The sequence below is a fragment of the Nitrospirota bacterium genome (assembly GCA_023229435.1).
Lineage (GTDB): Bacteria > Nitrospirota > UBA9217 > UBA9217 > UBA9217 > JALNZF01.
This window is the reverse complement of sequence record JALNZF010000013.1, coordinates 58,078-75,016: the sequence shown is the minus strand read 5'-3', so window position 1 is coordinate 75,016 and position 16,939 is coordinate 58,078. Positions and strand designations below refer to the sequence as shown.

Genomic DNA, 16,939 nt, shown 5'->3' with positions numbered 1-16,939 from the left:
TGAAATGAAGCCTTAAGTCGCCGTAGTTATCCGACCCATCTCGCTCGCCCCCTCCATCTTCGAGTTACGGCATCGAATTTATATTCTTGATATATTTAATCTTCAAGACCACCTTCCTGAACTCGGCGTTTTCCAATTTGACCTGTAGGTGCATATTGCAATCTGGTATCCTCAAGTTACCCACGTGACGGAATAAACGAATATGAATAATTTTCATTGATTTTTTGCAGAAACGTCTTTATACTTTGGTTGTTTTTCTCCTAATGCATTTGCGAATTAAACCTGACAGGAGGTACGTGAATGAATCTTACCAAGCTCATCCCGCCGAAACCCGCCCATGTTCTCGATCGGGAGAGGCTCACGGGCAAGCTTCTGGAGTGGGAAGATAAAAAGCTGGTCATCATCCACGCGCAGGCAGGGCAGGGGAAGAGCACGCTGGCGGCGGGATATGTCCAGTCGCTCAAATCGCCCTCGGTGTGGTACACCATGGACCAGGAGGACGACGACCCGGCGGTTTTCCTGTCGGCGCTGGGCACGGCTATCCAGCGCGCCTGGCCCGGGAACATTCCCGCGGTCCCCTCACTTCCCCTGAACCGCTACGGCATCAACGGCCTCCGCCCGGACATCGGCGCCTGGATCGAACAGGCGTTCGGGAACATACCGAAGCCGGGCCTGCTCGTGTTCGACGATTACACCCCTACCTCGTCCTCGCCGATGCTGCCGCACCTCATGAAACAGCTGATCGACCGCACCCCGCCCCATGTCCGGTTCATGATCATTTCCCGGGTGAGGCCCGAACTGGACATCGCGAAGCTCCGCGCAACGCAGTCCGTGGGAGAGCTTGTCGGCGATGACCTCCGGTTCACGGACAGCGAGGTCCAGGACCTGTTCAGCATCATTTTCAGCATGCACATCTCCCCGAACGAGGCGGCGCTTATCAACAGCACGGCGGAAGGCTGGCCGGCCGGTCTTGTGCTGATGCACGAATATCTTGCCACCCTCGCGCCCGGGGCGCGGGCTCTGGCGCTCATCGACCGGCGCGCGGCGGGGTTCCGGACTCACGTCTTCGACTACCTCGCGCAGGAAGTATTCGCGCACCTTCCGCAGGATATGCAGCGGTTCCTGCTCCAGACCTCGGTCGTGGATTTTATTCCGGTGCCGCTCATCGAACTGCTGACCGGCCTGCCGCGCACCGCGGCATCGGGCAGGATATCCATTACAACGATGGTGAAGGACCTTCGGGACAGGAACCTGTTCGTCACGGCGCTGGAGGATGATACCCTCGCGATCCGCTACCACGCGCTCTTCCGCGAGTTTCTCAGAAAAAAACTGATCGCCCAGACCAGGCCCGCGGAGGTGAAAAAACTGTACACCCGCGCGGCGGCCTACTTCAGAAGATCCGGAGATATGGTACGGAGCATCGACCTTTCCCTTGCCTCGGGACAATTCGACCAGGCCATCAAACAGATGGAGGCCTGCGGCGAAGAGATGATCGCGCGCGGCCAGACGGGGACGCTGATCCGATGGATCGAAACGCTTCCGCTCGAACACGGGAACCGGCCGTGGTTCCTGTTCTACCGCGCCGTGGCATGCCGGTTCACCGATTCCCGCACGGCCCTCACGTTCTTCGATCTCGCGTTCAAGGGCTTCCGCGGCGGCAGGACCGCCTTCAACCGCGCCCGGGGCGCGGGAATGATGTACTCGATGTGCGGCATCATCGAGGCATGCTTCCACACGGGCGGCGACTTTACGCGCATGGGGCGCGACGCGGCGCTGGCCCAGGCGCTCCTCAAACAGAACCGACGCGCGTCGCCCGGAGCGCGGGCGAGACTGCTGCTTGCCATGGGCATGGCGTGGTTCTTCATCGGCAGGCTTCAGCAGGCCTCGGACGCGCTCAGGCAGGCGCTCGATCTGTTCCGGAAGCAGGGCGACCATTTTTATCAGATCACCACCGCCATTTACCTGACTCCCTGCGCGCTTTACCAGGGCGACTTCCGCCTTGCCGGTGAAACGGTCAACAAAGGACTTGAGACGAGCGCTTCCATACCCGATGAGGCCGGAGGTCATGCGGCCCTCCTGCTGGTGGCGGCCATGACGTCACTCTTCGCGGGGGACTTTGCCGGGGCCCGGAAACGCCTTGACCAGTGCATGGACCTTGCTGACAGCCACGCGCTCGAGTCGATGGTGTTTCTCTCCCTTGACATCGGCGGATGGCTCAAGATCGCCCAGGGAGACTACCCCGGCGCCGTGCTCCTGCTGACGGAGTGCAAACGCAAGGGCGAAGAGTCTCAGAATGCCTTTTTCAGCGCGTCCGCGGCACATCTGCTCGCGATCGCCTATCTGTTCCAGAATAAGCTCGACCAGGCAAAAAAAGAATCGGACTATGCCCTGGCAATACGGACGCAGTCGGGAAGCAAGCTGTTCCATGCGATCTACCTCATCGCGAGCGGCGCGATCCTTGTAAAGCTTAAAAAGTATCGTCAGGCGGAAAAGGAACTGCTCATCGCCGTCAAGATGCTTCAACAGATAAGGGCCGCTCAACAGGAGGCGAACGCGCATCTCGTGCTGGCCCGGCTCTACGGGATGATGAAGAAAATGGATCCCGCGCGCAAGCACCTGCGCGAAGGGTTTTCCATCGGCCAGGAAAGGGGATTCACCTACTATGCCCTGTTCAATGCGGAGGAACTGGCCGGTTTGGCGAATGCCGCGCTCGCGCACGGCATCTGTATTGACTACTGTTACCGGCTGATCAACAACCAGACCGGTTCGGGCACAACGCCGTTCCTTGAGATCAATTGTCTTGGCGGGTTCAGAACAATGCGGGCAAAGGTTCCGGTGCGGGATGCCGAGTGGAAAAGCAAGCGGGCAAAAACATTCGTCAAACTGCTCGTTGCCCAGGACGGGCATGCCGTGTCGCGTGATATCGCCATGGAGACGCTCTGGCCGGACATGGACCCCGACACGCTCGGCCCGACCTTCAACAGCATGCTCCACCGGGTGCGGAAGGTGCTGGAGCCGAAGAACGTTCCAGGCAGATCCGAATCCTGCATCCTTCACGCTGACGGCGTCATCAAGCTGAACAAGGAACTGGTCCGGACCGATGTCGGGCAGCTGCTTCACCATCTGGACGCAACAGACCGCATGAAGTCAAGCCGGAAACCAGAAGACATCGTAGGAGAATACGAGAAGGCGTTCGACCTCTATGAAGGAGACTTTTTGCCTGAAGATCTTTACAGCGACTGGGCCGCGCCCATGCGGGACCGCCTGCGCATCCGCTACCTGCGGGCGCTCGAGGAAGCGGCCGGGATCGCGGAGTCATCCGGCGACCGGGACAGGACGCTGCGCTTCTACGAGCGGATGTTCTCCGCGGACCCCTGCAACGAGAAGGCGTGCTGCTGGCTCATGCAGCGATATCACTCGGACGCCCGGCGCGGCGAGGCGATCCGGACCTATGAACGGTGCGAACGCGCTTTGAGTAAGGATGTGGATCTTGAACCGGATGAGGAAACAAAAAAGTTGTATCGGAGGATTTTGGAAAGGTAGGGGAAGATAAAGTCTTTGACAGGATGACAGGATTCTTAATAAGACAGTTACGGCGGCTGATCATGAAGTTTGAGCCGAGTTTATTGCCTAAATCGCTTTAACCATGCGTATAATCTATGCTACCGTAATCCGTCCCCCTATAAGCACGGGCTGATTGAGATAAGAAGGGCCACTTATGTTTATCAAATTATTAAAAGTCGTCGTCGCTATTTTGTTGTTTATGACAGCATGTTCACGCAGCCACAATTCTGACGTGCCAAGTGTTGCGGATGTCACTTATCGGGAAACATCAGGTTCTGTCTCCCCTGATGTCGCTTGGGACGAAAAGTATACCGTTTCTCTGACTGGATTAACCTTCGTGCGCACCGGCTTTTCAGCATTGACGACGGTCAATACCGGCACTTGGACGATTAATAGTTATGGAACAAATGAATCAAAGCTACTCAGCGATTTGTCGACGGCTGATGTCTATGGGGTGGTGAAAACAGGCCAGGGGTCAGCTCCTATCGGCGGTGGAATCAAAGATTATACTATTCAGTATGACAATGGGGATACTAGAGAAGTCATTATCGGCGATGGCAGCATCTACAGCAATGCGGCCCTATTGACGACACCGATAGATAACTATTTATCCAATGTTGTTTTGCCGGCTGGCGCTTCAAGCAGATATAAATAGTCCATCGGACAGATCTTACTGACGATGAAAGTCGAGCCATCCTCGCTTCGCTCGGCGGCTCACCTCATCGTTCGTCAAGGATTAAGTGCATGTGATTTGGCTGGATCGCTGTTTCCGCGTCCGAAGCTTTGCGCTGACACCTTTGGTGAGGAAAGCTGCTTCTTAAAGAGGTCTTCGTCCGCTACCAAGTCTACTCCACTTCTCTCACATGAAACAAGCCCCGTTGCAGTTTATCAAAGATCGCCTTGTCGGTATGCGCGCACGTACATGCCCCGAAATTTTTTACGTTCCTGCAATGATCTGCAGGCTGAATAAACCGGGCATTCTGTGCCAGGCCGGGAACGCCTTTAAGGATATTGCTTATCTCAGCCGTTGTTAGCTGCTTGCCCTGGTACGGTATCATCGCCCGCTTCAGTTCATCGTGAAATCTGCTCGACGTCATTGTCCATCCGTTCATGGGTTACTCCATTGAATGCGCCAATTAACTACTTTTTTCTCATCAAAAAATACAACTCCCCCTCATGCTGGAGGTTGCCCGCGGTCAATTCCGCATCCGGACCGTGGCCGAAGAACACGTCCGCCCTGCCAGCCCCCTTGATCGCCCCGCCCGTGTCCTGGTTCAGCACAAACCGGGAGAAGGGGACCCATTTCGTGATCACGTTGTTCTCGATCACCGGCTTTTGCGCCGCAATAAAAGCCAACGCGCCCTTGGGGAACATCCTGCTGTCCGTGGCAATGGACCGGCCCGGCGTGAGCGGCACTCCGATATTGCCGATCGACGGGCCCGTGTCGAGGCGGAAGAAGACGTAGCTGGGGTTCTGGTTCAGGACCGTGGTGAGCTGGTCTGGATGGGTCCGCAGATACTCCCGTATCGCCTGCATGGACATGTTCTCCCTGGTCATGGCCCCGGTATCGATCAAATATCTGCCGATGCCCTTGTACGGCCAGCCGTTCGTACCGTCGTACAATACGCTCAGGATGTTCCCGTCACCCAGGTCCACCTTGCCCGAACCCTGCACCTGAAGGAAATGGATGTCAACGATGTCGGAGCACCACATGATCTCAAGGTCCTTGCCGGCGAGCATCTCTTTCTGGTCGATCTCTTCGCGGGAGTAATAGGGGACGACCTTCCTGTTGTCAAGCCTGCCGAAGAGCTTGGTCCTGAGGAACCCCTCCCCAAACGGTGTCAGGTCGATCTCGATGATATCATCGGGTCTTCGATACAGCGGAAACCGGAAGGTCTCGTCACGAGCAAGACGGCAGGAGAGCATCGGCTCATAGTAGCCGGTGAAGAGCACCTTGCCGTTTCCATCGGACCCGACGGCGCGGTAGAGCGTAAAATCGTTCTTGATGCGCTCCACCTTTTGATCAGCGGTCAATGAATCGTTCTCGACGATAAGGAGAAAGTTCTGGAGCGTTACGGCCATGTCGAGGGTGCTTGCCTTATCAGGCCCCAGAAAGAACACCGTGTCCTGCGGAAGCTTCTTGTAATACTCCAGGCTCTGGCGAGCTGCAGCGGCGACATCCTTGAACCCGCTATCGTCACGAGGCGCGATCGATTGCCACGACGACAGACGCGCCAAAGAGTTGTCCGGCCTCGTTACCGTCACCGGCGGCCTGGCGCAGGCGAACAGGAAGAGAAGGGCAAGGAATGTCAGGATCGTTTTATTCATGGTTAACATGCAATTCTCTGTAGCGTATAGGTTCCTCTTCATTGACGGGAAAGGTGAGTAACTAATGGATCAAATTCTTCTTAAATCGGCAAGAAATTTTCTCGCGGAGACGCAGAGTTCGCAGAGAAAATCGAAAAATGTTCCGGTTTAAAAAAAATAAGTAAGGGTCTTGAATTAACTCTGCGTCCTCTGCGAGAGACGACTTTCGGTTCAAGCTTGTCCGGGTCAGGTGAGGGGGCCGACAGTGCCGTGACGCATAACGCTTCAGGCAGCTGTTCCCGCTATTTCACTTCCGGATACTGGTTGAATTTTTTAGCAACCATCGCGAGCTGATCGGCAAGCCAGATGGTTTGCTTCGCGTTCTCTACGGTGACATCGTCGCGTTTCTCGCCGATGTGCAGATCCTCCCCCTTCAGGACTTCATGGGTGTTCATGAGCGTCACGCCCCGGGCATAGATCTCGTCGATGTACTCGGCGATCTCCGTGTCGAAAACAAGGGCGGCGTCCAGCGTGCGTAACCGGAAGTCCAGGAGCTCCTCTTTCCGGAGCTCGCCGGTTTTCCCGAGCGTGGCCAGGATCCGCATGAGATCATCGTAGATCTCCCTCCGTCTTGAATGCAGGGACTTCCGGGAACCCCTGACGCCGCGGGACGACCGGTAGATCAGGTAGGCGACGCCTGCCGCGATTATGAGCAGCAGCGTTGTCTGGAGTATGTTCAGGATAAGGAGCATGTTCACCGTGCCTTTCTCACGTCACGTCAACCATAAGTGTAGCACAGTTCAAAAAGGATGAAAAGCAGGAATTGGCGATGGAAATGATTTTCCCGAGGAAGGAGGAGGCTTGATGCATCCACGGCCCATAGATCCGAAAGACCTCTTCACTTTTTATTTTTTTTCGTGTACTATAGCGCTTACTTACATTCCGGAAAAAGCCGTTCCCGAGGTATCGTCATGAAACGATCACAACTTGTCCTTGCCCTTTTCCTCTCCCTGTTGCCGCTCACGGCCCATGCCCTTTCCCTTGAGGAGGGCTTGAAGATCATCACCGAGACGGGGCGGGATGTTCAGATCGCCCGGTCCGATGAGGACGTCGCACGGGGGGCCGTATCGCTTGCGCGTTCCCCCTGGCGCCCCTGGGTTGACCTCTACGGCCGCGAGACATGGCTGAGATATACTCCCGAGGCCAAATTCGGCCCTCAAACGGTCACCACATCGCAGGACCAGTTCCTGGCCTACGGGGTGCGGGCCACGCAGCTGCTGTATGATTTCGGCAAGAGCTCTTCCTCGATCGATGCCGCACAATACGGATTAAAGGCCCGTGAGATCATGACCGGCCGGTCGAAGAACCAGGCGGCCCTGGACTTCATCATCGCGTACCTGGATCTCCTGGAATCGGAGAAACTGCTCACCGTGGCAACGGAAGAAGTGAAGCGGTATGAGGCGCACAAAAAGGACACGGAAGCACGGTATCGCGCGGGCGTCATCACGAAGAACGAAGTACTCCAGGTGAACGTCACGCTCGCCGACTCTCAACAGCGGCTCCTGACCGCGGAGAACTCCCGCTCTCTCAGGGAATCGAAGATCAACAGCCTGCTCTTGAAACCGCTGAACGACGCGGTACAACCCGAGGAACTCAAGGCGAGCCCGGCGGCAGGCCTTACGCTCGACGAGGCATGGGCCGGCGCCGGGGATTCACGTGCCGTGCTGAAGGAAATGGACGCAGCTATCGCGGCGAAGGAACAGAGCATTCAGTCCACGCAGGCGGAATATTTTCCAACGTTCTATGTTTCCGGCGGGTATGAATATCTTGAGAACAAATACCTGGTCCACCAGGACAACTGGTCCGCCATTGTTGGAGTGAACATCAATCTTTTCTCCGGCGGGGCGAGCAGTTCGAAGATCGGGATGGCACGGGCGGAGCTGCGGTCGCTCAAGCTCTCCCGGGACAAACTGCTTGACACGATCCGGCTCGAGGTAAAGGGCGCCTATCTCGACCTCCAGAGCTCGGAGAAAAAAATGGAGGTCACGAAGACCGCGGTCGAACAGGCCGAGGAGAACCTGAGGCTCCAGCGTCTCCGGTACAAGGAAGGCGTGGGCACGGCAACCGAGGTGCTCGATGCCGTGACGCTGTTGACAACCGCGGAATCGAATTCCTGGAAGTCGCTGTACGGATTCAAGCGGGCCGAGGCCGTTCTCCTGAATGCGGCAGGCAGGGACCTGGTGGTCGTGTACGGAAAGTGAGGCGCAAAGCGCAAAGGGCATAGCGCAGAGCGCATAGGGCAAAGAGCATAACGCAGAGGGTGAAGCATTGTAGCTCTCCGCTCCATACCCTATGCTCCATGCGCCATGCTCTATGCGGTTTTCATCAAGGAGATTTCATGGCAGAAGAACTGGCAGGCAACGGACAGAAAAAGAAAAAAGCCTTTATGATCGTCGGAGTGATCGTGGTCATCGGACTGATCGCAGGGTATCTGTACAGCGGCTATCGCAAGACGCATGTTTCGACCGACGACGCCTTTATCGACGGCAACATCCACACCATCTCGGCGCGGATCAGCGGGACCGTCAAATCACTTTACGTGAACTCCAACCAACAGGTAAAAAAGGACGACCTGCTCGTTGATCTCGACCCGCAGGATTATAGGTCTCGAAGTGAAGCGGCACGGGCGAACCTGGAGCTTCAGCGCGCCATTCTTCGTCAAGCGGAGCGGGAGCTAAAACGAGCCAAGGCTCTGTTTGAAAGCAAGACGAACTCAGCCGACCGATATGATAAAGCTGTTTCGACCCAAGAGATAGCTGTGTCCCAGGTGAAACTTGCCGAAGAGCAGCTCCGTCAGGCTGAATTAAACCTTAGTTATACGGTGCTGAGAGCCCCGGCGGACGGGTATGCTACTAAGATAGCGATCCTGACAGGTAATCATATTCAAGCAGGGCAGCTACTTATGGCCATAGTTTCTCTAGAAAACCTCACAGTTGTAGCAAACTACAAGGAAACCGAGCTTGGGCGCATCCGGCCCGGCCAGGAGGTGAGGCTCAAGGTGGATGCCTACCCCGACAAGGTCTTCACGGGGAAAGTGGACAGTATCATGGCCGGGACCGGGGTGTCCTTTTCTCTCTTCCCGGCTGAGAACGCCACAGGCAACTACGTGAAGGTCGTCCAGCGCATCCCGATCAAGATCGTGCTTGATCCGGGCGCGGACAAGGACCATGTCCTCAGGATCGGAATGTCCGTGGAGCCGACGGTTCTTGCGAAATAAAGAGACGAGGGACGAGGGACGTGGGACGAGAGACGTAGGACGACGGACGAGGGACGAGGGACGTAAAAAAGATAAGGATAGCCTATCATCCTCATCGTGAACGAAGTTAACGATCATCCATTCTCCTTCCTATCAACTTTCATCAAATGCAGGCATCAGAATGAGTCAAACTACAATGACCCTGCAGCACAAGACATCGAGCCGCGGACTGATCGCGTTCACGGTGATGCTTCCCACGCTGATCGAGATCATCGACACCTCGATCGTCAACGTGTCGCTCGATCATATCAGGGGATCGCTCTCCGCCGGCTACGACGAGGCAACGTGGGCCATCACCGCCTACCTCGTTTCCAACGCCATCGTGATCCCCATGGCGGGCTGGCTTGCCAAGCTCATCGGCAGGAAGAACTACCAGATCGCGTCCATCGCCCTGTTTACCTTCAGTTCCTTCATGTGCGGCTCTGCCTGGAGCCTCAGCAGTCTTATCTTCTTCCGCGTGCTTCAGGGCCTCGGCGGAGGCGGTCTCGTCCCGATCAGCCAGTCCATCCTCCTCGAATCCTTTCCCCGGGAAAAGCACGGCCAGGCCATGGCCATTTTCGGTCTCGGAGCCATGGTGGGCCCGATCGTCGGTCCGCTCCTCGGCGGATGGATCACCGATACCCTGTCCTGGCGGTGGATCTTCTATATCAACATCCCCATCGGCATTCTTTCGATCATCATGAACGTCATCGTGATCAAGGACCCGCCGTACATGCAGCGCCAGAAAATGAAGATCGACTACTGGGGGCTCCTGTTCCTTGCCGTCGGGCTCGGATCGCTCCAGTTCGTTCTCGATAAGGGCGAGAGCGTGGACTGGTTCGCGTCCAACCTGATCATCACTTTCGGCGTGATCGCGGTGGTCTCGCTCACCCTTCTCATTATCAACGAATACTACTCCGAACGTCCGATCGTGAACCTGAAATTGTTCAAGGACCGGACGTTTACGAGCGGCGCCACGGTGATGTTCTTCGTGTTCCTGAACCTCTTCGGCAGCATCGTGCTGCTGCCGATCTACCTCCAGATGATGATGGGCTATACGTCGTTCTACGCCGGGCTCGTGCTCGGCCCGGGAGGCATCGCCACCCTGTTCGCCATGCCCATCGTCGGAAAGTTCGTCGGGAAGGTGAACCCGAAGCGCTTTCTCGTCTTCGGCCTGTCCGTCTGCGCGCTCAGCACCTACATGATGTCGCGGTTCAACCTCACGACGGACTTCTGGACCTTTGTCTGGCCCCGCGTGGCGCTGGGATTCGGCATGGGCATGACCTTCATCCCGCTCACCACCCTGACGCTCTCGCATATTCCGAAAGAGAGGATGACCGAGGCGACATCGATGTACAACCTTCTGCGGAATCTGGGAGGAAGCGTGGGCATCGCGATGACCACGACCATTCTCTCGCGCAGGGCGCAGCTCCACCAGACGCGCCTGGTGGAACATCTATCGCCTTTTGATCCGGGCTACGCCATTGCGCATGACAAGATGACCGGGTTCCTGGGCCAACACGGACTGCCGCCTGCCGGCGCCGACGGCCTGATGTACCGGGAGCTGATCAGGCAGTCAACGACCCTCGCCTTCACGGACGCGTTTCTCGTGATCTGCATCCTGATCGTCAGCATCATTCCCCTGGTGTTCATCATGAAATGGTCAAAAGCGCCGACAACAGGCGGACCACCGCCGGCGCATTGATGCAATGCCCGCCGTGACCCTGTTAATCCCGAACCAAAAGGGATTTATTTTCACACGAAGCCACAAAGCCACAAAGAAAACATGCATTGCCTTTTTCTTTCTTCGTGTCTCCGTGTCTTCGTGTGAGACCGTATTTGAAGTTGTTTCATTCGTCAAACGTTTTACACAATATGCTATAATACGGTTGTCGTTTATTCCCGAATGTGATAAAGGCGGTCCACCATGCTGAGCAGACCATTACACGCTGAATTGCCGTTGATCCAGGATGCCGATCTCGACGGGAAGGTCGTCCTTGTCCGGTTCGATCACAATGTCGTAAAGGGGGGAGAGATACGCGACCCCTATCGGATCGACCGTACCATCGGGACCCTCTTTCACATTGTCGAGCGCGGCGGCAGGCCCATCATGATGACCCATGTGGGCAGGCCGAAAGACAAAAAGACGGGAACGATAACCTGCAGACCCGAGGAGTCCGTCGAGCCCATCGTACGGTATCTTGAACAGAAGCTCCATACAAAATTGTATGTCCCGAAATTCCCCCCGGACCCGGTGCAAGGCATTACGGGGATCGACACGTCCATCAACCTTGCCGTCAGGGAGCTGAAAGAGCGGAAGATCGGGGGGATCTATCTTCCGAACTCGCGGTGGTTCCTCGGGGAAGAGGCCGAGGGAGAGCTCCGGGAGCGTTTCGCGCTCCAGCTTGCCGGCCTGGCCGATATCTACGTGAACGACGCGTTCGGTTCGTGGCAGCCCCATGCCTCCACGTTCGACATCACCCGGCACCTGCCGTCCTATGCCGGCTTCCTCCTTCAGCAGGAGATCACGCACCTTGAGGGGGTCATGAGTCCCGAGCGGCCCTTCCTCGCCGTGGTCGCGGGATCGAAATACGACACCAAGATCAAGCCGCTCACCGCCCTGTATGAAAAGGTGGACCGTCTCGTGCTCGGCGGCGTCATTTACAATACCTATCTCTGCGCAAAGTACCGGGTGCGGATTAAGGGCGTTTCGGATGAGGACTGCGCGCTCGCGCAGGAACTGGTTGCAAAGGACCGTCTCCAGAAAAAGATCGTCGAGCTTCCCTTTGTCGTGGAATCGGACACCATGGACGGAAGGATCGAAGGCAGGTACCGGACCATCTCGCTGCATGATTTCAAGGCCGGCGATTCGTACGGGTACATCCTTGACATCGACCCCCGGTCATTCGAGGAAAAGACCGTTGCCGACGCCATCGGCACGGCGAAGACGATCTTCGTGAATGCCGTCATGGGGTACACTCCGCACTTTTCCTCCGGTTCCCAGGCGCTCGACAACACCATAGACCTTAACCGCGATGCCATGAAAATGTACGGAGGCGGAGACACCCTTCAGGAATTCAAGAACCTCCTGCCGGGCCTCTATCTTTCGGTGATGGACAACGCGAGCTACTACTTCTTCACCGGCGGCGGCACAGTGCTCACGGCAATAGAGCATGGAAGTCCCTACAGCCTCAAGCCTGTTCAGGCATTGATCGAGTCGAAGAGGAAGTAATCCGTCGGATCCGTCGGATCAGACAGATCCGACTGATTGGGGTACCCCATGCTCCTTATCTTTCCTCCGGCGGCAAAACCCTGTGAACCTCCTGCGGGCATAGCGAAACTCGCGGGCGCGCTTAACGCGCAGGGAATATCCTGCTCGGTCCTGGACGCGAATCTCGAGGGCCTTCTCTCCCTCATGCGGAAGCCGCAGACCGCCTCAGATACCTGGACCCGGCGGGCGGTTAAAAATAGTTCATCCAATCTCGCGTCGCTCCGCGACCCGCGGACCTATCGTTCTCCGGACCACTACAGCAGGGCCGTAAAAGACGTGAACCGCGTGCTCGAGGCCTCTGCGAGGGAGTTTCACGCGATCCTCGGCCTGGCGGATTATCACCATCAGCAGCTTTCTCCCGTGCGGAGCAATGACCTGATCAATGCCGCCCAGCATCCGGAACAGAATCCGTTCTATCCTTATTTCAAAGTCCGATTGCTGGAGATCATTACAGAAACCGGTCCACCGCTAATCGGTTTTTCATTGAACTATCTAAGCCAGGCGCTCAGTACCTTCGCCATGATCGGCTTCATCAGGCGCGAGTTCCCCGGTCTCAAGATCGTTCTCGGCGGCGGCCTGGTGACCTCCTGGATGAAAGGTCCGGCGTGGAAGGACCCGTTTGGCGGCTTGGTCGATCATTGTATCGCCGGCCCGGGAGAGGGGCCGCTGCTCGAACTGCTCGGCGTCAAAGAGAACGGTCATCCGCATGTCACGCCGGACTATGGCTCCCTGCCTCATGAAGAGTATCTGTCCCCGGGATTCATTCTGCCCTACAGCGCGTCGAGCGGATGCTATTGGAACAAATGCTCCTTCTGTCCGGAAACAGCGGAGGAAACTCCCTATGTCCCGGTCCCCACGGAACTGGCGATGAGTGATCTCAAAACGCTGATCGCGAAAACGGATCCAATACTGGTCCATCTGCTGGACAATGCGATCAGTCCCGCTCTCATGCGTGCGCTTGCGAACGAGCCCCCCGGAGTCCCGTGGTATGGTTTCGCGAGGATCGGCAACGAGCTGACGGACCGTGATTATTGCATGCAGCTGAAACGATCGGGATGCAGGATGCTGAAGCTCGGTCTGGAATCAGGCGACCAGGGGGTTCTCGATAGGTTGCGGAAGGGGATCGATCTCGCGACAGCGTCGCTGGTATTGAAAAATCTTCATGCGGCCGGGATCGCCGCTTATGTCTATCTTCTCTTCGGCACTCCGGCCGAGACGATCAGGGAGGCGCGAAAGACGCTCGAATTCGTTGCCGCTCACCGCGAGGCGATCACATTCCTGAATCTTGCGATCTTTAACATGCCGCTCTGCGGGCATGAGGCACGGGAGCATGTGACCGAACACTTCTATGAGGGGGACCTGTCGCTCTATACGGCTTTCAAGCATCTTCACGGATGGGACCGAAGAGCGGTGCGGCATTTCCTTGACAATGAATTTAAAAAGCACTCCGCTGTCTCGGCGATCCTGAAAAACGACCCCCCGATATTTACCTCCAACCATGCCGCGTTCTTCGCAAGACCGTGACCCTTTGACAGGATGACAGAATGTGTCAGGAGAAATGGGGAATTAAGAGGCGAAGGGGGGGGATGAACGACTTAAATAAAAGAACTCCCTTTTTTCCCTTTCCCCAAGTTTCTCCCCCCTTTCTCCTGACAGGTTTTAAGGTTCTAACAGGCTGCTGAAAAACGTTCCGTTTACCCTTCGACAAGCTCAGGGCGAACGGAACGGGCATTGAAATTGTTATTCTTTAACCGTTCGTGGTGAGCTTGTCGAACCACTCTAACGACTTTTTCAGCAGCCTGCTAAGCAGTTACAAAAAATATTTGTATCCGATTCATGCTATGTTCTCCCCGGTGCGTCAGGGTATCCCCGTTTTCTTGTTGTAATAACCGGCATTTTGTAATAAATTATCCTCTATGATCGATTCCGGCAATCGTCACCGAATACAGACCCTGGCGCTGACCGTCCTTATGATTTTTATCTGGCTCGTTCTGGGCATGGTCTACTCGAACCGTTTCTTCCCCCCCTTTGAAGGTCTTGAGCTGCGGCTGATGCCGTGGAAGGGCCTGATCCCTCCTGACGCGGGCATCGACCAACGTCTCTCCATCATGCAGGGGCAGCTTGACGCATCCAACGGTGTCGCTCATTACGCCCTTGTGGTCATGATCGTTTCTTTTGCCGCTTTCATCATGTACCTCTCCGTTGTCTACCAGCAAAAACAGCGAAGGGCGCGCGAGAACATGATGCTCGTTCTGAAAAATCAGGAAATTGCCCGGCGCAACGAATTTATTCGCTATATCTCGGCAACGATCGGACATGAGTTCAAGAACAACCTCGGACGGATCAAGCGACGGATCGACCTGCTTCCGGGACTGCCCCGGGAGGCAACAGAACGGATCGATGACAATCTGGACAAGCTGTTCGCTGATATCGACATTTTCAAGAAGATCTCCGATGAGCGCGAGGCGAGTTTGGTCGATTTTAAGAATATCGATCTCAAGGCCATGCTGCGCGACCTGGCAGTTCAATACAGCGACCTCGCCGAGATCACGATCCATGAGACGATGGCCATTCCGATGATCTATGCGGCCCCGCCCCTGCTGAAGACCGTGTTCGAAAATGTGATCGACAATGCCGTCAAGTATAAAAAACCCGACCAGCCCCGTGCGAGCATTCAGGTGTCCTGCGCCATGGACCGGGACGGCAGCAGACGGTACCTGACGTTATCCCTCCGGGACGAGGGCATCGGCATGGATGAGCAGCAGGCTGATCTCTGCTTTTACCGGGGGCGGGGCGTCGGCGAGAGCTGGGGACAGGGGCTCTATTTTGCCAAATACGTCGTCGGTCTCCATGCCGGGAAGATCAGGATCGGCAAGGAATATACGGCTCCGGGAGTCGGAACGGATATCATAATCAATTTCCCCTTTGTCGAGGAGACGCCCGATGTTTAAAGTGCTGATCGCCGACGATGACTTCGAGGACCGGGAGCTGCTGAAGCTCGAAATTCAGCGGGCGCTCAAGAACGAGGACCCGGATCTCCGGTTTCATGAGGCGAGCGGCGTCAGGGAGGCACTCCAGGTCCTGACGACGCAGGTCATCGACCTCATGACGCTCGACATCGAGTTCGACAAGATGGACGAGGGCATCGATATCCTGCCGGAGCTCTTCGAGACCCATCCGACGCTGAACATCATCGTCATCAGCGGCAAGCTCGACAAACGCGAGGTTTCTGAGCGCCTCTTCCGCTTTACGAAGGACAATGTGCTGAAGGGCAAGAGGTGGGCCAGGCATTTCGATGTGCTCGACAAGAAGGACGACAAGGCCGGGGCCATTCAAAGCGCCTATGCCTTTGCCGTCAAACAGCGGGACGTTGCGGACAATATCCGTGATCTGTTCCTCCTTGCCGAATCGTATCTCGAAAAGAACATGCTTGATAAATGCCTGGAGGTCTATCAAAAGATACAGCGTTTGGCCCCCGGTGAAACAGAGTCCTCGGAGAACATCAGCATTGTCAAAGGCGGAGTCTCGGTGGATCAGGCATTGGCATATTACCGGCGCGGAGAGAAGGTCGTCGCGTCACTTCTGATGGGTTATCATCTTGAAAACCGGCTGCGGTCGTTCACCGCCGCCGTGATCGGCAGGAAAGTTCCGACCCTGTCGGACGGATTGAAGGACATGGAACAGGGACGCCGCATCAGTCACGCGCAGATAGCCCTGTTCTACGAGCTGATGTATTTGCGCAACAAGGCGATCCATTCACCGGCAACTATTTCCGAGGCTGACTTCACGACGGCAATAAAGAAACTTGACCGTCTTGAGGAGGGAGCGCCATGAAGGATAGATCCCTCTGGAGATACACGCCGCCTGCCGGCCCGGTCCTCAGCATTCTGCTGATCGGCCTGGTGCTCCTGAGCGCCCTGCTCTACTATCGGGCAGTCAAGATCCAGCGATTCCTGGAACCGGCCCTTGCCCTTTCCCAGCCCCGAAACGAATTTTCCAAGAGCATCAAAGTGATATTTCAGAAAGAGTTCGGAGCGGAATTGGTCAAAGGTCTCAAGATACGAGCGAGCTCAATTCTCATCGAGAGGTCGTTCCTGTTTTCGCGGGACGGCGCCCTGAAGGCCTCGGCGCAGACCAATCTCAAGAAGCTTGCCCGCATTTTTTTACTGCTGATGGACAATGAACAGACACGATCTGATATCAGCCTTGTCCTGATCGTTTCGCGGTTCACTTCAAGCGGCACCTGGATGACGTATGCCGCGGAGAGGATGCAGGCGCAGCGGACGGCCGGGTTTATTCAGGACGCGCTGTTCTTCGCAGAGCCCCAGCTCGGGATACGATACGGGACGTCCTTTGTGGCCGCTGCCCAGCCGACAAACCCGCTGGAGGGAAACCGTGAACTAATAGAGCTCCGCATCATTCCCTCTGAACTTCTCCATATCAAGGTGCTGGAGAAGTTGGAGAAGTACGCATTTTAATCGGCAGTTATCCATGGTGTTAAC

The 16,939-nt window shown here is 56.2% G+C and carries 13 protein-coding genes; 10 read left to right on the top strand and 3 right to left on the bottom strand.

Annotated features, from left to right (window positions below; translation table 11 throughout):
* The first annotated feature begins 300 nt into the window (after positions 1 to 300).
* The gene (locus M0R70_10225) at positions 301 to 3,543 is read left to right on the top strand and encodes a hypothetical protein (protein ID MCK9419743.1); all 3,243 of its coding nucleotides are present in this window, start codon (positions 301 to 303) and stop codon (positions 3,541 to 3,543) included.
* Between the two features lie 175 nt (positions 3,544 to 3,718).
* Positions 3,719 to 4,219, top strand: coding sequence for a hypothetical protein (locus tag M0R70_10220; protein MCK9419742.1), 501 nt, complete (start codon positions 3,719 to 3,721; stop codon positions 4,217 to 4,219).
* A gap of 190 nt (positions 4,220 to 4,409) precedes the next feature.
* On the opposite strand, the gene M0R70_10215 is transcribed toward M0R70_10220, so the two are convergent.
* From M0R70_10215 to M0R70_10205, 3 genes are all read right to left on the bottom strand, one after another.
* The gene (locus M0R70_10215) at positions 4,410 to 4,676 is read right to left on the bottom strand and encodes a hypothetical protein (GenBank protein MCK9419741.1); all 267 of its coding nucleotides are present in this window, start codon (positions 4,674 to 4,676) and stop codon (positions 4,410 to 4,412) included.
* A gap of 28 nt (positions 4,677 to 4,704) precedes the next feature.
* Complete coding sequence (locus M0R70_10210) at positions 4,705 to 5,892, bottom strand: MltA domain-containing protein (protein MCK9419740.1); 1,188 nt, start codon at positions 5,890 to 5,892, stop codon at positions 4,705 to 4,707.
* 281 nt (positions 5,893 to 6,173) lie between these two features.
* Positions 6,174 to 6,629, bottom strand: coding sequence for a hypothetical protein (locus M0R70_10205; protein MCK9419739.1), 456 nt, complete (start codon positions 6,627 to 6,629; stop codon positions 6,174 to 6,176).
* A 213-nt stretch (positions 6,630 to 6,842) separates the two neighbouring features.
* Between M0R70_10205 and M0R70_10200 the strand changes: the two genes are divergently transcribed.
* The 8 genes from M0R70_10200 (at position 6,843) to M0R70_10165 (ending at position 16,915) form a co-directional block, all read left to right on the top strand.
* A complete protein-coding gene (locus M0R70_10200; GenBank protein MCK9419738.1) occupies positions 6,843 to 8,132 on the top strand; it encodes a TolC family protein in 1,290 nt (429 codons plus the stop codon).
* A gap of 137 nt (positions 8,133 to 8,269) precedes the next feature.
* The gene (locus tag M0R70_10195) at positions 8,270 to 9,148 is read left to right on the top strand and encodes an HlyD family secretion protein (GenBank protein ID MCK9419737.1); all 879 of its coding nucleotides are present in this window, start codon (positions 8,270 to 8,272) and stop codon (positions 9,146 to 9,148) included.
* 160 nt (positions 9,149 to 9,308) lie between these two features.
* Entirely contained in the window at positions 9,309 to 10,871 is a 1,563-nt protein-coding gene (locus M0R70_10190; GenBank protein MCK9419736.1) for a DHA2 family efflux MFS transporter permease subunit, read from the top strand.
* Between the two features lie 222 nt (positions 10,872 to 11,093).
* Positions 11,094 to 12,398 (top strand): phosphoglycerate kinase, encoded by a 1,305-nt coding sequence (locus M0R70_10185; GenBank protein MCK9419735.1) that lies wholly within the window; start codon positions 11,094 to 11,096, stop codon positions 12,396 to 12,398.
* Positions 12,399 to 12,446: 48 nt separating this feature from the next.
* Entirely contained in the window at positions 12,447 to 13,961 is a 1,515-nt protein-coding gene (locus M0R70_10180; protein MCK9419734.1) for a radical SAM protein, read from the top strand.
* A 392-nt stretch (positions 13,962 to 14,353) separates the two neighbouring features.
* Positions 14,354 to 15,388: a HAMP domain-containing histidine kinase gene (locus M0R70_10175; protein ID MCK9419733.1), complete on the top strand. Its 1,035-nt coding sequence runs from the start codon at positions 14,354 to 14,356 to the stop codon at positions 15,386 to 15,388.
* Positions 15,381 to 16,271, top strand: a complete 891-nt coding sequence (locus tag M0R70_10170; GenBank protein MCK9419732.1) for a response regulator — start codon at positions 15,381 to 15,383, stop codon at positions 16,269 to 16,271. Before M0R70_10175 ends, M0R70_10170 begins: the two co-directional genes overlap by 8 nt.
* Positions 16,268 to 16,915 carry a hypothetical protein gene (locus M0R70_10165; GenBank protein ID MCK9419731.1) on the top strand — a complete coding sequence of 216 codons (648 nt, stop codon included), beginning with the start codon at positions 16,268 to 16,270 and terminating at the stop codon, positions 16,913 to 16,915. The genes M0R70_10170 and M0R70_10165 overlap by 4 nt, the downstream gene beginning before the upstream one ends.
* The last annotated feature ends 24 nt before the right edge of the window (positions 16,916 to 16,939 follow it).

Coding starts and splice junctions, on each gene's coding strand:
- M0R70_10225 (MCK9419743.1), top strand. CDS start 301: ATGAATCTTACCAAGCTCATCCCGCCGAAACCCGCCCATGTTCTCGAT.
- M0R70_10220 (MCK9419742.1), top strand. CDS start 3,719: ATGTTTATCAAATTATTAAAAGTCGTCGTCGCTATTTTGTTGTTTATG.
- M0R70_10215 (MCK9419741.1), bottom strand. CDS start 4,676: ATGAACGGATGGACAATGACGTCGAGCAGATTTCACGATGAACTGAAG.
- M0R70_10210 (MCK9419740.1), bottom strand. CDS start 5,892: ATGAATAAAACGATCCTGACATTCCTTGCCCTTCTCTTCCTGTTCGCC.
- M0R70_10200 (MCK9419738.1), top strand. CDS start 6,843: ATGAAACGATCACAACTTGTCCTTGCCCTTTTCCTCTCCCTGTTGCCG.
- M0R70_10195 (MCK9419737.1), top strand. CDS start 8,270: ATGGCAGAAGAACTGGCAGGCAACGGACAGAAAAAGAAAAAAGCCTTT.
- M0R70_10190 (MCK9419736.1), top strand. CDS start 9,309: ATGAGTCAAACTACAATGACCCTGCAGCACAAGACATCGAGCCGCGGA.
- M0R70_10185 (MCK9419735.1), top strand. CDS start 11,094: ATGCTGAGCAGACCATTACACGCTGAATTGCCGTTGATCCAGGATGCC.
- M0R70_10180 (MCK9419734.1), top strand. CDS start 12,447: ATGCTCCTTATCTTTCCTCCGGCGGCAAAACCCTGTGAACCTCCTGCG.
- M0R70_10175 (MCK9419733.1), top strand. CDS start 14,354: ATGATCGATTCCGGCAATCGTCACCGAATACAGACCCTGGCGCTGACC.
- M0R70_10170 (MCK9419732.1), top strand. CDS start 15,381: ATGTTTAAAGTGCTGATCGCCGACGATGACTTCGAGGACCGGGAGCTG.
- M0R70_10165 (MCK9419731.1), top strand. CDS start 16,268: ATGAAGGATAGATCCCTCTGGAGATACACGCCGCCTGCCGGCCCGGTC.